Raw genomic sequence first — 19,217 nt, 5'->3', positions numbered from 1 at the left:
GAGATCGCCCGCATTTGCCTAAGCTAATGCTGCCTTAGTTTGCCTTTATTATTCTTTTTGTAAATCGTTTGTTACTACTTAGGACTTCTAATAAGTATGTTCCATCTGCAAGATCAGAAATATCGATTCTACCTTTTACTTCATTTATCGTCTTCTTCAATTTTCCATCCAGAGAAAAGAATTTTATTGATGAAATTGATAATGACTCAACGGTTAGGTACTGTGTAGTTGGGTTTGGATAAATCCTCAGATCGTTTTCAAAATCTCCAGCAGATAGAGGAACTGCTACATTGAATGTTAATGTTGCTGAAACCTCATTATGATTGTTATCTCCTACTTGAGATACGATTATTGTGACTACTCCCTCTACGCCACTCAATGTTACTGTAAATTCTGATATAGTTGCCGGACCACTTATTTCATAAGTGAGAGGTAATCCTGAATCTACATTCGCAACAACTTCAAAAGGTTCATCTGTAGGTTCTTTATCTGTAATTGGTTCTAAAGAAATTACTTGATCCGCTTTGTTGATGGTTAATGTTCCATTTTCATGAATGAATTCATAATTGTTAGACGATCCCCCTGAAATAATGATATCATAAATTCCAGAACTTGTCTGACCTTCCTGGAACCCAAAATCCACCATCGCTATAGGTAACTCCTCCAAGTTTGTTTCATTTTCTCCATTCACAAATCCAACATATTTCATTGTTAATTCAGGTATTTCATCACCATATGTAAGGGTTTGGTTATCGGCAGAAACTGTCAAGGAGGCTTTTACAACCTCAAAACTTTGCTGAACTGGTTCAGCGGCTGCAAATGTGTCATCACCTTCCTGTTTCGCGCTAACTGTGACAATACCAGCTCCACCAATTGTCAATTCTGAACCATTCAATGATGCAGGGCCGCTTTCAACATTAAAACTTACAGCCAAACCTGAAGAAGACGAAGCTGATAATTCGAATGGGACATCTCCGTAAATTTTTGAATTGATTTGGCTGAAGGTTATTGTTTGCGCTTGCTTAAATTCTAAAACAGTAACAGTTGCTGTTGCACTAGCTGAATTCCCGGAATTATCGGTCACCGTAAGCAGGACTTCATTTGATCCTAGATCGCTTTCAGTAAATGTAATGCTGCTTGTATTTGTAGCCTTACGACTAGTAGCGGATGATCTGGATATTTCCAAAACCAAACCACTACAATTGTCTGATGATCCATTATCCACTTCTGAGGCAAGAACTTCAATTTCATTGTTTTCATTCAGCTGAACTTCAAGATTCTTAGCCATTGCTACTGGCGTGACATTATCTATCACATTAACTGTTATAGTGCTTGAAGAGGTGTTTCCACTTTCATCTTCCACTGAAATGACCACTGAATTGGATCCAAGATGATCACAGTTGAATGTACTTTGGGATAGAGCATATTCCAAGTTTGCTGGTGATGTACAATTATCTGATGATCCATTCTCAAGGTCCGAAGTTTCTAATATTGCATTACCTAGATTGTCAAGTTCCAGATCAAAGCTCTCTAGTGCCTGGATAGTTGGTGCAATTGCATCAACAACCGTAACGGTAACAGATGAAGACGACTCATTACCTGATCCATCCGCTACAGTTAGCGTAATTTGATTTTCACCTATATCAGAACATGAGAAACTCGATTTACTCAAAGAATATGTGAGTGATCCGGTGCAATTATCATAGGAATTATTATCTACATCTGATGCTGCAATGGATGCATTCCCGGAAGCATCAAGTTCTAAACTAATATCTTGAGCCAATGCTATAGGTGAAATTGAATCCTCAACCGTTATCACAACTTCTACAGAATCAATATTACCGGCACTATCTGAAACCTTAAACATGACAGTGTTGGCACCTAAATCGTCGCAAAAAAATGTATCCTTACTTAAGCTAAAGTCCAGGCTCTGAGACGTACAATTGTCCGTTGATCCATTGTCAAGATCAGAGGCAGCAATTGTAACTTGACCTGAATCATCCAATGAAGCAGTAATGTTCTGGACTGCAACTGTGGGAGCAGTATTATCCCCTATGGTTACTTCTGCAGACATTTGAACAGCACATGTAGATGAAGATGTTGTTGTCACTCCTTCTACTAAGTTTGCGGTGCTATATGTTCCTTTCCAAGTACCGTCATTGTTGTATGATGAGCGATCGGGTAGCACCATATTGGATGCTTCAAATGTGAGGTCATCAAAATCGAAGTACGCAACAAGACCACTTTCACTTCCAGATAAACTAATGTCTTTAGCATCATTGATTTGCTGAGCTGATCGCTCAACGTTCCAGATCCTAACTTCATCCTGATATATTCCCTGATTGATTTGATTATCATCTCCTCTTGCTCCTAACTTGATCGTGTGTGTGCTTCCCCGTTGATCAATTGTAGCATTGGCATTGGTTGCATCTAAAACACCATTGATGTAAATCTTGAGCTCATTAGTGGTTTCATTGAAAGAAGCTGCTACATGATTCCATTGCTGATCTACCAAAGGAGTACTTGAAGTAACTGTGTGAAAGCTGCCGGAACTAAACATGGCAAAAGCTTGGAAAAAACCTGAAGTAGTTGTCCTCAATATATATCCTCCGCTTGCATTGTAGGTCTCAACAATGCTGTAAAACTGATTGCCTTCCATTGGCTTAACCCAGGCTTCTATGGTCCAGTTTTCATCTAAGCGAAGTGATTCAGAGTTAGGAATTTCAACAAAACTACTTGTCCCTGTAAAGCTACCTACAGCAAGCCCCTTACTATCTACAGATTCTGTAGAATTCAATTCTCCGTACACGTTAAATGTGGTTGTTTCTGAGAGATTCCCTGTACTAAAATCGAGTGAAGTTCCAGTGCCTGTTATTGGACCATCTACGATGGAATTATCTTCGCTATTTCTTAAATAATAATCGATTCCTGATACGGATGACGCAATGGAAATGGTTGTTCCCGTGCTTCCATCTACGCAAAAATCTGTTTGCGCAGCAGTCACGGTTTCATCTTCAATTATTGAATTAACAGTAATAATTACCTCAGCCGATGAAACATTTCCATGTTCATCCTCTGCAGAAAATATTATCGTATTCTCGCCCAGATCAGAACAATTAAAAACAGTTTGAGATAAAGATAAATCCAGGCTTGACGAGCAATTATCTACAGTGCCATTATCTATCATCGCTGGAGTTACCTCAACAATTCCAGTAGTTTGATCGAGTTGAACCGCTATATTTTGGGCATTAATTGCAGGGCTTGTACTATCATAAACATTTATACTCATAGAAGATGTATGAGTTAAACCTGAGCCATAAGTTGCGGTAATGCCAACATCATGAAATCCTGTCTCGGTACAATCAAAAGTTGATTGATCAAGTGAATAAGTAATTGCCGAACATATGCTTGAACCTGTTTTATCGATATCATCAATTGCAATTGTCACACTGCCGGTTTCATCAAGATAAAGATCGGTTGCAGCAAATAAAATTGTCGGCTTGACAGTCACTGTGGCGCTTGCTGAATGGGTATTCCCTTCAGTATCTTCTGCTGTAAGCAACACCGTATTATCTCCTAAGTCATCACAGGTAAATGATGAAACATCAAGGCTTAGTGTAACAGGATCACCACAAGAATCAGCTGAGCCGTCATCAACATCTTCTGGAGTAATTATCATTTGTCCAGCGTCATCAAGAAAGACGGTAATATTTTTAGTTACTGCGGTTGCTCCTGTACTAGAAGCACACTGACTTCTGTAGTACACATTGTCAAAATTCGCCCGTCCTCCGGAGTTATACCCGGGAGATCGCAATGCAATGTATTGATTGGATCCGGTATAGCTCGATAAATCAAATGTATAGCTGGTAGGTGTAGTCGCAGTAGGTGTAAAACTTGTGATCGTCTGAAATGACGGATAACATGTTGGACAAGGCATTGTTCCAACATCAATTGTACCTGCTCCAAAGAAAGAATTAAATCTACGCGCATCAAGTGTTAATACACCTTGTGCATTATTTACAGCTGGCAGGACTGCAACCTGTTCAAAGTTTCCAGATGGCCACATTCTTAGTTCACCGCTGCTTAGGTATGCTCCTCCAGCTAAATTCCAACATGGATCTGTCGTGCTAAAATCTTCATCGACTACTGCGTTTGCACTGCATTGTGAGTAGCTCTGAATAGAGAATAGGATAGTAATAGTAAAGAGTAATTTTTTCATTTTGATCTTTTTTTAAGGCTTGATCAAAATTGAATAGATCATTTAGTACTCATAAGGTTCAACTTCCGAATTGAAGCTTTGGCTTTCCGAAAATGATGGTAAGAAATCCAGTCATCGATTAAGCTAATCGAATCATCGATAAGACTTAGACATTCTGCATTACAGTAAAAAATTCATCTTTCTTGTCCCTTGAGATACTGACATTTTCATCGTTATCCATAATAATGTAGCCTCCATCCTGTGTGACATACTGTTTGATAAATCTGAGGTTTATGATAAATGATCGATGAGGTCGATAGAATTCTTTGGCATCCATGAGCATGTCTTCGAAAAATTTCATGGGCTTACTTACGAGGATTGGGTCTTTATCCTTTAAATGTACTTCTGTATACATCCTGTCTGCTTTTAACAATACGATATCGTCAAACTTGACAAACAAGACACCATCGGCCACCGGGAGACCTATTTTTCTAATATTAGTTGACTTTAGGGTATTTCGAAGCTCTTCCAGACGCTCACTTACTTGAGATTTACCGTGGTGCACGCAAGCCTTCTCGACAGCTTGAGCAACTTGTTCATCACGCAGAGGTTTTAACAGGTAGTCAATCGCATTGAGTTGAAACGCTTTGATGGCATATTCACTATAAGCGGTCGTGAAAATGATCTCAAAATTGATTTGACTTGGTGAGAAAAAATCTAATAGCTGTATGCCAGAGTACCCGGGCATTTCAATGTCTAAAAAAACAATTTGAGGCTGAAATTCATTGATAAGCCGTACACCTTCTGGAAGATTACTGGCTTCTTTCAGTTCTTTTATTTGTGGGCAGTTTTCTTCCACTAAAACTCTAAGAAGTCTTTTGGCCTTTTCTTCGTCATCAATGATCACTGCTTTCATTGCAAGTCAAAAATATATTCAGACATTTATTTAATCGGTTCGAACTTCCGAAAGCGCGTTATGAGCTTCCATAGAAAGAGGTATTCTAATGATGACTTTCGTACCTATCGGATTACCTTTTTCATCAGCCAAATCCATCACTTCTTCTTCAATCGGTTTTCCCCTATCCAGATTCAAAAGCTCGAGACGACTTGTTGTTGCTTTAGTGGCAAAGGATTTATGTTCAGGGTTTCTCATTTTATTGATCTCCTGTGATTTCTTTCTACCTACACCATTATCAATCACCTCACAAACCAAAATATCTCCTTGATCTGACTTTACATTGATTGTCAAAATTCTTTCGGATTCCTTATGAAGAAGTCCATGCTTCACTGCATTTTCAACATAAGGCTGCAAGAGCAGAGACGGAATTTGTAGCTCTGTATTTACATCATCGCTAATATTGATTGAATAAGTGAGCGAATCCTCAAACCTTAATTTTTCTAGTTCAAGATAAAGGTTTAGTGCTTCTGTTTCTTCTCGTATGGTTACGGCTTTTGCTTGACTATGCTGAAGGTAGATACGCATCAAGTCGGCAAACTTCCCGAGATATTTTCCCGCAAGCTTTCGCTCATTTGTCATAATATACTCCTGAATGGAGTTCAATGCATTGAAAACAAAGTGTGGGTTCATTTGAGAGCGTAATGCTTTCAATTCTGAAGCTCTATATTGACGCTCTAAATCAAGTAGTTTCTGAGTTTCAGCCAGCTCAAGATCGGAGAGTGTTTTTTGTCTTTTAAGTTTTCTCTGGCGGTAAACAAGGGCAAGAGCCAGAATTAATAGAAGCAGAATAATAATCATCCCGAAAATTAAAAAGCGCTGCTGATCCAGCTTGGTTTGCTGAAGGCTTGTAGTTTGCTTTTCGGCTTTAAGCTCTTCTTCTTTTAGGTTTGCTTCATATCTTGCCTGCATAGAGGATAGCTTAGATACATTCCTGCTTCTCTGCGTTGAATCTGATTTCTGTGAATAGTATTCAAGGGCTTCAAGAGCCTCTTTGTATTTTCCTTGTGCCTTCAATACCTGGTATTTCAGCCTTGGATAATCCAGACTACCAGATCGTATTTTACCTGCTTCTTTCATATAAAAGAGAGCAGAATCATACATTTTCAGGTTTTTGAAGGCAAAACCCTGATTTGCAATAAGGTAATATCTGGTGATCAAAGGGAAATTATATTTTTCTGCATATCCCAATCCCTCTTTTGATAACTTAATTCCTCGTTGATTTTGTCCGACCCGAATGAATGGGGCCGGTGCGACTGATACTGCTAGAGCATAACCGTATTCGTAGTTTTCTTCCTCTGCAAGAGCTATTGCTTTTTCACCGTAGTAAACAGATGAGTCCAGATTCAACACAATCCACCCATTATAAACCTTACACAGTTGAATATTCGCTCGAACTTCAAGATCTATGTTGTTGAACTTGCTTGCAAGACTTGATGCTGAGCGATAATACTTGGCCGCCGTTTCTAGGTCGTTATTTTTCCTTACTACAGCGGCAAGATCAAAATATATTTCTGGCTCTAGCTCAACTAAATCATTCTTTTTGGCAAGATCAAGGGCTGTGTAGAATTCTTTTAATGATTCATCATTTTGATTTTGTTCACTTAGAATATTTCCTCTTATTCGGTGTAATTCTACCTGATCCAAAATATTTAAAGGAGTTGAGATGAGTTTTGTTAAACTATCTGCTTCTGCAAACTTGTTTAGCAGCAACAATACTCCCGCTTGTTTAATAATTGCCTTATCTCTTAAAGTTAAATCAGATTTCCCTTCGGCATTATTGATAATTCTCTGAAAGAACAGATTTATGGAATCGGGATCATTTGTTTCCTTAAGATCTAATTTCCCAAGAAGTTCATTAGGTTCTTGAGATTTTGAAAAATAGAATATGGTAAAAAACGTAACTATTAAGGTTAATCTCATTCGGCCTGATTGGGTAATTGCAACAATTTACCAAATTTGCGAAATCTCAACTCAAACCTGAGATTTATTGCGCCGATAACTCCCTGAAAATCTTGCCTCTAAGAGTAGGTTCATTACCTTTGCGCACTATTTTATTATGTGGTCTAAGCTCGCTCATACAATCCTCCGTTTTCGCGTTACATTAATGGTCTTATTGGCCTTAGTGACCGTGTTTATGGGTTACCAGTCGCAAAACATCAAATGGTCATATGACCTGGCGAATATCGTTCCCGAGAAGGATCCGGACATGGTCTACTTTCGACAGTTCCGTCAGACCTTTGGGGAGGATGGAAATATCATGGCTATTGGAGTAAAAGACAGCTCCATTTATCAGCTGGAAACTTTCAAAAAATTTCTTGATCTCACAGATGATTTAGAGTCAAAAGAAGGCATTCGAAATGTTCTTGGATTGCCAAATCTGCAAAAGCTTGAGAAGAACACTCAAAAGCGAGCCTTTGAATTGAAGCCAATCTTCGATGGAGTTCCTGAGAATCAGCAGGAACTTGATAGTCTTTTGCGAGGAGCTGCAAGTCTGAAATTTTACAGCGGCCAGTTGATTAATTCTGATAATGGAGCAACTCTGATTCTTATCACTATAAAAAAAGAAGTTCTTAATTCAAAAAATCGTGATGAGCTGGTTAACAGCATCATTGAATCTGGAGAAAAATTTGAAGAAGCAAGTGGTGTAGATGTACACTTTGCTGGTTTGCCGTATTCACGTTCCATAACCACGAGTAAAGTAAAGGCGGAATTGAATATGTTCCTCGGACTGTCATTGATAGTCACAGGCATTATTCTATTCTTGTTTTTCCGCTCTTTCAAGGCGGTATTTTTCCCTCTCATAATCATTGGAGTAGTAGTTATTTGGGTGTTGGGTACACTTGCATTATTAGAATATAAAATCACTTTGCTTACTGGGCTAATACCCCCAATTATTGTGGTGATTGGTATCCCGAATAGTGTGTATATGCTAAACCGATATCACCATGAATTCAGTGAGCATGGCGATCAGATGAAGGCACTGAGTCGGATAATAAGAAAAATTGGAGTTGTTACCTTCATTACAAATCTTACAACAGCAGTTGGGTTCTTTGTACTTGCAACTACACAAATAAATGTACTTGTCGAGTTTGGTATTGTGGCTGGCATCAATATCATGGCCACATTTGTTGTAAGCATCATTCTAATTCCAGGAGTATTCTCACTTTATAAGCCGCCATCTCAAAAGCATCTTAAACACCTTAAGTTCAAAATGCTTGACGCAGTGATCAAGTGGTTAGATGTGATTGTGCACAAATTAAGACCTGCAATTTTTATCGTCACTATAATTGTTGCTGCCATATCGGCTTATGGTCTTAGCCAGATCAAGGCTGTTTCATTTATGGTGGATGATATTCCTGAAAATAGCCCTTTGAAAAAGGATCTCCACTTTTTTGAAGAAAATTTCAGTGGTATTATGCCACTTGAAATCATTATTGATACCGGAGCAAAAAAAGGAGTTCAAAACCTGAAGAATCTTCGAAAGATTGATGAGTTTGAAAACTTCATTTCATCTATTGATTATATCTCACAACCAGTTTCCGTTGTAAGTTTTGCGAAAGCTGCAAGACAAGCATTTTATAATCAAAGCCCGGCATTTTATTCACTACCTACCAATAGGGACATGGCATTCATCATGCGCTATCTAAGTGAAGGTGAAACCGAAGATATTTCTCAATCATTTGTTGACTCTACTAGTCGGTATTTAAGAGTCTCTTTGAAAATTGCAGATATTGGGTCTAGTCGATTGGACTCATTGGTCAATGGTGTAATCGCCCCAAAGATTGATTCAATTTTTGTGGATTCTAAAATGGATGTGAATCTAACGGGAACCACACTCATGTTTATCAAGGGGAATAAATTCCTTATTAAAAATCTTTTGACCTCCATGATGATTGCATTTTTCATTATTGCCGTAATCATGGGGCTGTTGTTTAGAAACATTAAGATGATCATCATATCGATCATTCCTAACATTATTCCACTTTTGGTGACGGCTGGTATTATGGGCTACTTCGGTATTCCGTTGAAACCGAGTACCGCATTAATTTTTAGTATCGTATTCGGAATTTCGGTGGACGACTCTATCCACTTCCTCGCTAAGTATCGTCAGGAGCTTTTTGCCAATAAATTCGACGTATCGAAAGCAATCAGTAAAAGTATCAGAGAAACAGGATCAAGCATGATTTACACTTCGATCATCCTGTTTTTTGGATTTATCATTTTCGTCCTCTCTGAATTCGGGGGAACCATCGCATTGGGTAAACTAACCTCTATCACCTTGTTTTTTGCAATGATTACCAATGTGGTTGTCTTGCCAGCATTGATACTTCAATTTGATAGTGGTAAGCGGGATAGAACAAGGCACGCGTTGATTGAAAGTGTCCCTGAATTGGCCGAGGGAATCGATGATGACGAAGATTCTAAAAGTAGTAGTAAAAAAGCAGTTTAAGTTTAAGTAGTTAAGGACCGTGAAATATCCTGAATTTAAAAAAGTCAGTTATTCTCAAATCGCTAAAGACATCCTGAAATTTTGGGAAGACAACAAGATTTTTGAGAAGTCTGTGAGCACACGCGAAGGAAAAGAGACCTTCACATTCTATGAGGGCCCACCTTCTGCGAATGGGACTCCAGGTATTCATCATGTGATGGCACGTACGGTCAAGGATATCTTCTGCCGATATAAAACACTTCAAGGCTTTCAGGTAAAAAGAAAAGGCGGTTGGGATACCCATGGTTTACCCGTTGAGCTTCAAGTTGAAAAGCAGCTAGGCATTACTAAAGATGATATTGGAAAGAAAATCTCGGTAGAAGAGTACAATGCCAAGTGCCGTGAAGCCGTGATGAAATTCAAAGGCGAATGGGATGACCTTACCCGCCAAATGGGTTATTGGGTTGATTTAGATAATCCATATGTCACTTTCGAAAAAGAATACATCGAATCCGTTTGGAATCTTCTGAAACGACTATTTGATAAAGGACTGCTATATAAAGGCTATACAGTTCAGCCCTATTCTCCTGCTGCAGGTACCGGATTAAGTTCGCATGAGCTTAATCAGCCAGGAACCTATCGAGATGTAAAAGACACTTCTATTGTAGCACAGTTCAAAGTTAAAAATGATGAGAGATCATCATTCCTTTTTGATGAGGACGAGGAGGATGTAAGAATTCTTGCATGGACAACCACTCCATGGACTCTGCCTGCAAACTGTGCACTAGCCATAGGAGAAAAGATCACTTACGTGAAAGTGAAAACTTTTAATCAGTATTCTCATGAGGAAGTTTCAGTAGTGCTTGCTAAAGATTTGGTAGGAAAGTTCTTTTCTGAAAAAGCAAAAGATATTTCGCTTGCAGACTATAAAGCAGGTGATAAATTAATCCCTTTTGAAGTCGTTCAGGAATTCAAAGGATCGGATATTGTTGAAGTTCGATACGAACAATTAATGCCATATGTGACGAATCCTGAGCTGGAAGAAAAAGCTTTTCGAGTAATTCCAGGAGATTTTGTTTCTACAGAGGATGGAACAGGAGTAGTGCATACTGCATCTGTATTTGGAGCTGATGACTTTAGAGTTACACAGCAAGCTGGGGTGCCATCCGTGATGGTGAAAGATGAAAAAGATCAGGATGTTCCTTTGGTGGACAAGCAAGGAAAGTTTGTCAAGGAGGTTACTGATTTTGCAGGAAAATTTGTCAAAGAAGAGTATTACAGCGATGAGGAAAGGAAAGATCCGGACTTCAAGCCGACAGATGTATTAATTGCTATCAAGCTTAAAGAAGACAACAAAGCTTTTAAAGTAGAGAAATACGAACACTCTTATCCACACTGCTGGAGAACAGATAAACCGGTACTTTACTATCCATTGGATTCATGGTTCATCAAAACGACTGCACTTAAAGATCGACTGGTTGATTTGAATAAAACAATCAATTGGAAACCAGCTTCTACAGGTACGGGCCGTTTTGGAAACTGGCTGGAGAACCTTGTGGATTGGAACTTATCGCGATCCAGATTTTGGGGAACACCACTTCCAATTTGGGTGACAGAAGATCGCACAGAAATGAAATGTATCGGCAGCATTGAAGAACTTGAAAAAGAAGTTCATAAATCAGCTGAAGCAGGTTTCATGGAAGCTGATCTTCCTGAAGATTTTGACTTGCACAGACCATATGTTGACGATGTTATTTTAGTAAGTGATTCGGGCAAAAAGATGATGCGAGAATCAGACCTTATCGATGTTTGGTTTGATTCCGGAGCAATGCCTTATGCTCAATGGCATTTTCCGTTTGAAAACGAGGAAACGTATAAAGCTAACTATCCTGCTGACTTTATAGCAGAAGGTGTGGATCAAACACGCGGATGGTTTTTCACCCTTCATGCAATTGCAGTGCTCTTGAATGATTCTGTGGCATACAAAAATGTGATCGCTAATGGATTAGTACTTGATAAGGATGGAAACAAAATGTCTAAGCGATTGGGTAATGCCATTAACCCATTCGAAACACTGGATCAATATGGAGCAGATCCTACAAGGTGGTATATGATTGCCAATGCTAACCCATGGGATAACTTAAAGTTTGACCTAGAGGGTGTAGCAGAAGTTCAACGAAAGTTCTTTGGCACACTGACCAATACATATTCCTTTTTTGCGCTGTATGCCAATCTGGATGGGTTTCAAATGGACGAGAGTAGTGCTACTCCAGTAAAGGATCGTCCGAGGTTTGACCGATGGATTATGTCAGAATTACAGATTTTGATCAAAGACGTTACTTCATATTATGAAGAATACGAACCTACTAAGGCTGCTAGAGCAATTCAAGATTTTGTGAATGACCAACTTTCTAACTGGTATGTTCGGTTATCAAGGAAACGCTTTTGGAGAAGTGAATTGAATGGTGACAAGAAGGCTGCTTATGAGACACTGTATGAATGTCTATTGACAACCGCACAGCTTATGAGCCCAATTGCTCCTTTTTATGCAGAGTGGCTTTTTAGAAATCTCTCTGAAGGCAATAGTGAGATTGAGTCGGTGCACCTAAGTATGTTAGCTAAAGCTGATGACATTAAAATTGATCAGGCGCTTACGGATAGTATGCATTACGCTCAGAACATTTCTTCATTGGTTCATTCCTTAAGGAAGAAGGAAAAAATAAAGGTAAGACAACCATTGCAAAAGGTGTTGATCCCAATTCTGAAGCCGGAAGTTCAGGAGCGAATTGAAGCGGTGGAAGAGCTGATCAAGACTGAGATCAATGTTAAGGAAGTAGAGTATGTGGATGATGCTTCAGGCATTTTGGTTAAGAGTATTAAGCCAAATTTCAGAAAGCTAGGTCAACAATACGGACCAAAAATGAAAGCGATTTCCGGTGCTATTAATGGTTTTGGTAAGGAGGAAATTGCAGCCATTGAACGTGATCGCAATTTTGAAATTGACATTGACGGTGAAAAGATAAATCTTACTTTAGAAGATGTAGAGATTACTTCTCAGGATATTCCGGGGTGGTTAGTAGCCTCAGAAGGGGGACTTACAGTAGCACTAGACATTACCATTTCTGAAGAGCTTCGAAAAGAAGGTCTGAGCAGAGACATGGTGAATCGAATTCAAAACCTGAGAAAAGATAAGGGGTTAGAAGTTCAAGATAAGATCTCAATTAAGTACGCTACCGCAGATGCAATGATGAGTAATGCACTTTCTGATTTTGCCGATTACATCAAAACAGAGACACAAGCGTTATCTCTAGAATCGAATGGGGCAAATGGAGGAGAAAAATTTGACATTGATGGCATAGAAATAGATGTCAAAATAGAAGTTGTTAAAGGTTAAGCCTGCATTTTGCAGACAAAAGGACATTAATGAAGAATCAGGTAATAAAATACTTTTTTATAAGTCTCCTAGTCATTATTGTAGACCAGGTGGTTAAGGTTGTTGTTCATAACAATATGAGCATGGGTACGCAAGGTCAAATTATGATCTTTGGAGACTGGTTCAAACTTCATTACCTCACAAATCCTGGAATGGCTTTTGGGATGAAACTCAATTTTGAATATGGGAAGCTAATCCTAACTGTTTTTAGAATAGGAGCCATGTTCGCGATAGGGTATTATCTCTATTCGTTGATCAAAAAACAAGCAAATTCTGGACTTATTATCTGCATTGCATTGATTCTTGGAGGAGCTATTGGCAATCTTATTGATTCCATTTTCTATGGAATTTGGTTTGATAACGCTCCATATGATGCCCCAAGTCCTTGGTTTCATGGGCAGGTGATAGATATGTTCTACATAGATATTTGGGAAGGATATCTTCCTAGCTGGATTCCCCTGCTTGGCGATGACTATATGGCGCTTTGGCCGGTATTCAACATAGCAGATGCATCAATTTTTGTAGCAATCTGTTTCATCATCATCTTTCAAAAAAGATATTTCAAAAAAGAGGAAGATGAAGTATCTTCCATGAGCACTAAAGAACTGGAGCTACAGGAATAAGTTTGAACTACCACATTCTAAACGGTGATTCTCTAAAAGGTCAATTTCCGAAAGATCAAATTGAAGGAGAAATTGTAGTTGCCAGGGAATGCATGGTGGATGGTCCAGTGAGTGAGGTAAATCTGGAATCTCTTTTTGAAAAGCGAGCAAAATTTATAGCTGAATCATACGGCATTGATGATTATTTTGAGAAATCAGTTCCCGAGATAAATCAAATCATTCAGATTAAAGATGGAGCAAATGTATCTATCTGGTTTGAAGAAGATCTTTTTTGTCAGACTAACCTTTGGTTTGTGTGCAGCTTACTTTATCAAAAGAATATCAGTGTTTCACTGGTCTTGCCTAATGGGTCTAATCTAGCCTATGGATTTGGAGGGTTGGACAAACAGGGCCTTATTTCTGCCTTCGAGAACAGAAAATCGCTTACACCAATCAATGTCAATCAATTTGCTTTGCTGTGGTTTGCTTACAGAAACGATGATATAGAGAGACTTTTAAAATTGGGGGTGCAGGTACATTCTGATTTTCCATTTGTTATGAATGCGATAGAAGCTCATTTTGATCGGCAACCACAAGCCGGAAAGCCTGGGAAACCAGAACAAATCATTTGTGACATTATGAAAGAGGAAGCAACTCAAGATTTCAAAGTGGTCTTTCGTGAGTTCACAAAGAGAGCGCCCATTTATGGTTTTGGAGATTTACAGGTCAAAGCAATATTTGATCGTTTGAAATAAATTTTAAGCATGACCCTTGTCAAATTCTATATTTAAGTCTCGAAGCTTTTAATTTTCTTAAATATTTTTACTTTAGTCTCATGAATAGTAAGCCTCGAGTATTAAAAGCATTCGAAGCACTTGATCAGGAAATACAAGAGCAAATTAAACTTGCTTATCCTGAGGGCTTCAAAGATCACTTGATCAAATTTGTTAACAAAGACGGTGAATATCAAAGTGGACTTCCTTTTGAAACAGTCGATAAGTACTACTTAGTTAAAATGACATTAGCGGAAGCCAAGGAACTCATTGCAGAAGATGACGACTATGACGCTGATGGAAATCTGCGAGATGATGTGCGTGAAGAATTTGAGGATAAATATGATGATGAAGATGATTTTGAATAGTAGGCTCAACTATTCATAACATCACGCACCCAATGCAACCAGCAGTATAACGATCGTTAAAATTTTTATAAGCAGTCTCATAGCTTTTTAATTAATAGCAGAAGGCAACACAGGAGTTGATAGCCTGCATCACCAACCGCTAACAATTTGTCTTTTAAATCAGGGTTACTTTTTCTGCTCAGTATCTCTTTCTGTATAAAGAACAACTCCTTCAGTGACCTCAGGATCTACCATCTCAATTCGGCCACTTGATATATGATCAATCAAAAGATTATCTATAACACCATGATCGATTCCTCCTGAAATAATATTGTCTTTAGAATAGATAAAGCCAATTTGATTGGTTCCAGCTGGCACTTCAAACATAAATTTGAATGGACCACCTTCTCCCGAAATCCCATTTATAATTTCTCCATTAAGAGTCCATCTTAACCAATCGTAATTAGCCTCACTGGAAATAATTGCATCAAAAGACACGTATACTTCCGTTTCACTAACTACATCAATATAGATTTCGGTGTATTCGTTATGATTTAACGCCGTAGGCTGACCGCTATCCGGACTCCCAAGAGCAAGATTGGGTTTACTCTCGTTTACTCCAGGTGTAAAATCCATTTCATACCATAGCCAATTTGCATGGTCATCATCAGCTTGAATAATCCAGCTTGGGACATTATCCTGAAAATCTGCGAATAAAAAACCTGAACCCGTTCCTGGATCACCTTTATCGCCTTTGTCACCTGTATCACCCTTGTCGCCAGTATCGCCTTTGTCGCCTTTATTTCCCTTGTCTCCTTTATCTCCCTTGTCACCTTTAGGGCCTTCTGTTCCTTGAGTCCCTTGCTGTCCTTCCGGACCAACTAACTCCTCTGTGCATGAGAATACTCCCAAGCACAGCAGGATCATCATCGTTTTAATTACTTGTGTTTTCATAATGTTAGCAATAGTTTTTCTTGATTTTCCGCTAATGTATGAGCGTTATTCATTCGCATTTTGAAAATGGATGTGAACAAATACGACAGGGGTGTGAATGGCTTAAATTGTGTAGTGAACAACTTAGTGCTCACATCTTTTACGATAGTATAAAACAAAAAAGCAGCAAAGAGTGAATCCTTGCTGCCAATTGAAAAATGTTTAACCTAAATGATTAGAGGATTATAAGGCCCCATTCGCTTAGGTGCTACTAATGTATCGCCAGATGTTTCTGTAAAATTGAAACTTGTTGCGAATGGAATCGCTGATGCTGTGAATGGATATATTGATGAAGTGAATGAATTAATCTATCTTTCGGATTCGATTATTTTCGAATGACTCTTAGAAAACTCACCATACTTTTCTTGTGTTTTTGTGCATTATTCAGCGGGGCTCAGAACAATCAGCAACCATTAATTGATAGCCTGGAAAGCTACCGTCCGTTAGCCGAACCTGGTTGGGACGAACTGGATTTATGCCTTGGATTATATAGACTTTACCTTTTTGGTGGAAACGTGGAAAAAGCTGATGAACAGCTTGAACGTATTTATGAAATCGGTAGAGAGGAGAATATTCCCATAGCAGCGGCTTATGGTCGGATCATGGAAAATCTTCGCGCATATATCATAGAAAGCGATGACGACAAAGCAATCAGGATGTGTGAGGAAGCGATCGAAATTGCTAAGGATTTGGATCATAGTGAAGCGCTTGCTTACGCCAGATACCAGCTGGCTGAAAACTATTATTTCGAAAAGGGGGAACCTCAAAAAGCCATAGATATCATATTACTTTCTTTGGAGGAAGTAGACGATCGAGTAACCCTAAAAACAAAGGGGAACACACACAAAACCATTGGTCATGTCTATGGCCAAATCGGTAAATACGATGAAGGTATGAAGCATTTAAGTATTGCTTTAGAATACTTTAATGAATTGAACAATAATCCTCCTCTACATTCAAAAATTGGTAGGCGTAGTTCATTGGATGTTGCCTCTGAAATGCATATTACAAACACACTCAATTACATGGGTGATTTGTACGTAATGCAAGGAAAGATATTGGAGGCATTGGAATATAAAGTTGAGGGATTGGCCTTAATGGAAAAGATTCAAAACAAGGATATGATGGCCTGGATGTACTTTCAAATTGGAAAGCTATATGCTGAAATAGGTAGTTTGAATCTTGCTGTATCAAACTTTCAAAAAGCACGGATACTCTTTGAAGAATTGAACTTTCAGAAGGACATCCACCGTGTCAATGGAAGTATGATTCCGACGTTGGTTCGCATGAGCGAGTATCAGCTGGCTGAAGAACTTACAAATGATAATATTGACTTTTATATTGAAACCAGCGATACGGTATTTTTAGCATCATCTTATGTGCATGCCAGTGGAATATTTTTAATGTTAGAAGATTTTATACACCTCAACAAGGCAAAAAACTATTTGGATGCAGCTACCCCGTTGGTTGAAGTAATTTCAGATCCTAAAATAGAATCGCTTTATGCCAGAATGCAAGGAATGTATTCAAAAAGAAAGGGGGACCTTGAAAAAGCAAACACATATTTTAGACAGGCACTTGCTATTAGCACAGCATCAAATCAGCTTTTTAAGGCTCGGGTTACGTATGACATTGGTGACAATTTTTTACTCAGAAAAAACTATGATTCGGCCAAAATATATGCCACACAAGCGATGAATATGGCACAGGAACTAAAAGATCGCGACCTTTCAATGGATAGCTATAGGCTCCTTAGCAGAATTGGAGAAGCCTCTCGAGACTACTCTCAAGCTTATGACAACCACTTAAAGTTCTTCACTCTTTATGACAGTCTTTTTACTTCCACTGCACAAGCGAAGCTCAAAGAGGAGCAAGTTCGTCAGGGGATCTACAACTATCAACAAGATAAGGAGCTGGCTGAACAAAATGCTCAACTTTTGGAAGATAGAAATAACGTCTTTTTGATTGTTGGAGCGGTACTTATAGTCGTGCTTCTTTTTATGCTTTACCTATACATCAGTCTACGTAAAGTCAAAGCAAAAACACAATTGCAAAACCTTCAACTCACCCAGCTAAATCAAACAAAAGACAAATTTTTTGGCATCATTGCTCATGACCTAAGAAGTCCATTGATTGGATTACAGGGAGTGGGTGATCAGGTCGATTATTTTTTGAGAAAAGGAGATACAGATCGTCTGGAACAAGTCTCAAAAAGCATCAGTGACACCACCAAAAAACTGAACGAACTACTTGACAACCTTTTAAGCTGGGCGCTTCTTCAGAATGGTATGATCCCGTATGACCCTCAAAAAGTGGACATTAAACAAGCTGTGGAAATTACTTTTGACTTAATGAAACCATTGGCTGAACTGAAGGGAGTCGAACTTCAAAACCAAATACAATCAGAATCCTATGTTTATGCGGATGAAAAAGCTGTCCACACCATATTAAGGAATTTAATTTCCAACGCACTGAAATTTACAGAGTCCGGCGGAGCAGTTGTGGTAGATCTAGAGGAAAACGAGAATCAAGCTCGCATCTTAATCAACGATTCCGGCACGGGAATATCTGCAGAGCAGCTACCTGAAATCTTCGCGTTGGAGAATGAGAGTAAGCATGGTACACAAGGAGAAAAAGGAACTGGGCTAGGATTGATTTTATGCAAGGAATTGGTTGAACTTAATCGTGGCAATATCAGCGTAGAAAGTACGCTTGGTGAAGGTTCCACATTTGCCTTCAACCTTCCAAAAGCAGCATAATGGCAAAACTGGGAATATATATCGTTGAAGATGAATCGCTCTATGCCAATCAACTGGAAATGATGGTTGACGAGCTGGGCTATGAGTTGATGGGTATTACTGACAACAGTGATGCAGCAAAAAAGGAGCTCGAAGAGATGCAACCGGATTTAATATTGATGGATGTGAAAGTAAACGGATCCATGTCAGGAATCGATCTGGCAGCCTCATTGTCATTTAATGCCAATGTAATTTTCATAACCTCTTTTGAGGACGAAGCTACCTTCAACAGGGCAAAAGAAACCAAACCACATGCCTACATAACCAAGCCATTCGATTCGAAGAATTTACAACGAACAATCGAGTTGGTTGTCGGCAATTTGGATCAGGGATCAGAATGGCAAGAAGATAAAATTTTCGAAAAATCACTTTTCATTAAGAATCGCCAACATCTCGAGAAAATTGATATTGAAGACATTATCTATCTGGAAGTTGAAGACAGATACAGTACTGTATATACATCCTTTGGTAAAAAATATGTTCTCCGCATGAGCTTAGGAGATGTCCAGCAGAAGCTCCCTGAACAATATTTTATGCGAATTCATCGCAAGTACACCGTTAACCTGAAAGCCATTAAAAGCATTAATGTTCAGGATAACATGATCTCAATTGGAGAAACAGAAATACCCATTAGCCGCACCCATAAAGAAGAATTACTTCAAAAGCTGGAATGGCTGCAATAATTG

11 protein-coding genes are annotated in these 19,217 nt (G+C 38.8%); 7 read left to right on the top strand and 4 right to left on the bottom strand.

Going from position 1 to position 19,217, the window contains the following annotated elements:
* Positions 1–34: 34 nt before the first annotated feature.
* The 3 genes from ACOMC3_RS16765 to ACOMC3_RS16755 all read right to left on the bottom strand — a co-directional run bounded on the left by ACOMC3_RS16765 (position 35) and on the right by ACOMC3_RS16755 (position 7,076).
* A complete protein-coding gene (locus tag ACOMC3_RS16765) occupies positions 35–4,219 on the bottom strand; it encodes a LamG-like jellyroll fold domain-containing protein (protein ID WP_420317037.1) in 4,185 nt (1,394 codons plus the stop codon).
* 145 nt (positions 4,220–4,364) lie between these two features.
* The gene (locus ACOMC3_RS16760; RefSeq protein ID WP_420317036.1) at positions 4,365–5,114 is read right to left on the bottom strand and encodes a LytR/AlgR family response regulator transcription factor; all 750 of its coding nucleotides are present in this window, start codon (positions 5,112–5,114) and stop codon (positions 4,365–4,367) included.
* 30 nt (positions 5,115–5,144) lie between these two features.
* Positions 5,145–7,076 (bottom strand): tetratricopeptide repeat-containing sensor histidine kinase, encoded by a 1,932-nt coding sequence (locus tag ACOMC3_RS16755; RefSeq protein WP_420317035.1) that lies wholly within the window; start codon positions 7,074–7,076, stop codon positions 5,145–5,147.
* A 214-nt stretch (positions 7,077–7,290) separates the two neighbouring features.
* Between ACOMC3_RS16755 and ACOMC3_RS16750 the strand changes: the two genes are divergently transcribed.
* From ACOMC3_RS16750 to ACOMC3_RS16730, 5 genes are all read left to right on the top strand, one after another.
* On the top strand, positions 7,291–9,606 hold the full coding sequence (locus ACOMC3_RS16750) for an efflux RND transporter permease subunit (protein ID WP_420317034.1): 2,316 nt from the start codon (positions 7,291–7,293) through the stop codon (positions 9,604–9,606).
* A 19-nt stretch (positions 9,607–9,625) separates the two neighbouring features.
* The gene (ileS, locus tag ACOMC3_RS16745; protein ID WP_420317033.1) at positions 9,626–12,979 is read left to right on the top strand and encodes an isoleucine--tRNA ligase; all 3,354 of its coding nucleotides are present in this window, start codon (positions 9,626–9,628) and stop codon (positions 12,977–12,979) included.
* Positions 12,980–13,008: 29 nt separating this feature from the next.
* A complete protein-coding gene (locus tag ACOMC3_RS16740; protein ID WP_420317032.1) occupies positions 13,009–13,641 on the top strand; it encodes a lipoprotein signal peptidase in 633 nt (210 codons plus the stop codon).
* A 2-nt stretch (positions 13,642–13,643) separates the two neighbouring features.
* On the top strand, positions 13,644–14,375 hold the full coding sequence (locus ACOMC3_RS16735; RefSeq protein ID WP_420317031.1) for a DUF1835 domain-containing protein: 732 nt from the start codon (positions 13,644–13,646) through the stop codon (positions 14,373–14,375).
* A gap of 80 nt (positions 14,376–14,455) precedes the next feature.
* Complete coding sequence (locus ACOMC3_RS16730) at positions 14,456–14,761, top strand: hypothetical protein (protein ID WP_420317030.1); 306 nt, start codon at positions 14,456–14,458, stop codon at positions 14,759–14,761.
* A gap of 165 nt (positions 14,762–14,926) precedes the next feature.
* Here ACOMC3_RS16730 and ACOMC3_RS16725 read toward each other — a convergent pair whose 3' ends face one another.
* Positions 14,927–15,694, bottom strand: a complete 768-nt coding sequence (locus ACOMC3_RS16725) for a hypothetical protein (RefSeq protein ID WP_420317029.1) — start codon at positions 15,692–15,694, stop codon at positions 14,927–14,929.
* A 374-nt stretch (positions 15,695–16,068) separates the two neighbouring features.
* Here ACOMC3_RS16725 and ACOMC3_RS16720 point away from each other — a divergent pair, with 374 nt between their 5' ends.
* On the top strand, positions 16,069–18,492 hold the full coding sequence (locus tag ACOMC3_RS16720; protein WP_420317028.1) for an ATP-binding protein: 2,424 nt from the start codon (positions 16,069–16,071) through the stop codon (positions 18,490–18,492).
* Positions 18,492–19,214: a LytR/AlgR family response regulator transcription factor gene (locus ACOMC3_RS16715; protein ID WP_420317027.1), complete on the top strand. Its 723-nt coding sequence runs from the start codon at positions 18,492–18,494 to the stop codon at positions 19,212–19,214. Before ACOMC3_RS16720 ends, ACOMC3_RS16715 begins: the two co-directional genes overlap by 1 nt.
* Positions 19,215–19,217: the final 3 nt, after the last annotated feature.

Origin of the sequence: Ekhidna sp. (assembly GCF_965212185.1) — a bacterium.
GTDB lineage: Bacteria > Bacteroidota > Bacteroidia > Cytophagales > Cyclobacteriaceae > Ekhidna.
The sequence above is the reverse complement of the archived record's forward strand: the minus strand, read 5'-3'. Positions and strand labels throughout refer to the sequence as shown.

Excerpts from the sequence above, each read along its gene's own strand:
- ACOMC3_RS16765 (WP_420317037.1), bottom strand. The coding sequence starts at position 4,219 with ATGAAAAAATTACTCTTTACTATTACTATCCTATTCTCTATTCAGAGC.
- ACOMC3_RS16760 (WP_420317036.1), bottom strand. The coding sequence starts at position 5,114 with ATGAAAGCAGTGATCATTGATGACGAAGAAAAGGCCAAAAGACTTCTT.
- ACOMC3_RS16755 (WP_420317035.1), bottom strand. The coding sequence starts at position 7,076 with ATGAGATTAACCTTAATAGTTACGTTTTTTACCATATTCTATTTTTCA.
- ACOMC3_RS16750 (WP_420317034.1), top strand. The coding sequence starts at position 7,291 with ATGGGTTACCAGTCGCAAAACATCAAATGGTCATATGACCTGGCGAAT.
- ACOMC3_RS16740 (WP_420317032.1), top strand. The coding sequence starts at position 13,009 with ATGAAGAATCAGGTAATAAAATACTTTTTTATAAGTCTCCTAGTCATT.
- ACOMC3_RS16730 (WP_420317030.1), top strand. The coding sequence starts at position 14,456 with ATGAATAGTAAGCCTCGAGTATTAAAAGCATTCGAAGCACTTGATCAG.
- ACOMC3_RS16725 (WP_420317029.1), bottom strand. The coding sequence starts at position 15,694 with ATGAAAACACAAGTAATTAAAACGATGATGATCCTGCTGTGCTTGGGA.
- ACOMC3_RS16720 (WP_420317028.1), top strand. The coding sequence starts at position 16,069 with ATGACTCTTAGAAAACTCACCATACTTTTCTTGTGTTTTTGTGCATTA.
- ACOMC3_RS16715 (WP_420317027.1), top strand. The coding sequence starts at position 18,492 with ATGGCAAAACTGGGAATATATATCGTTGAAGATGAATCGCTCTATGCC.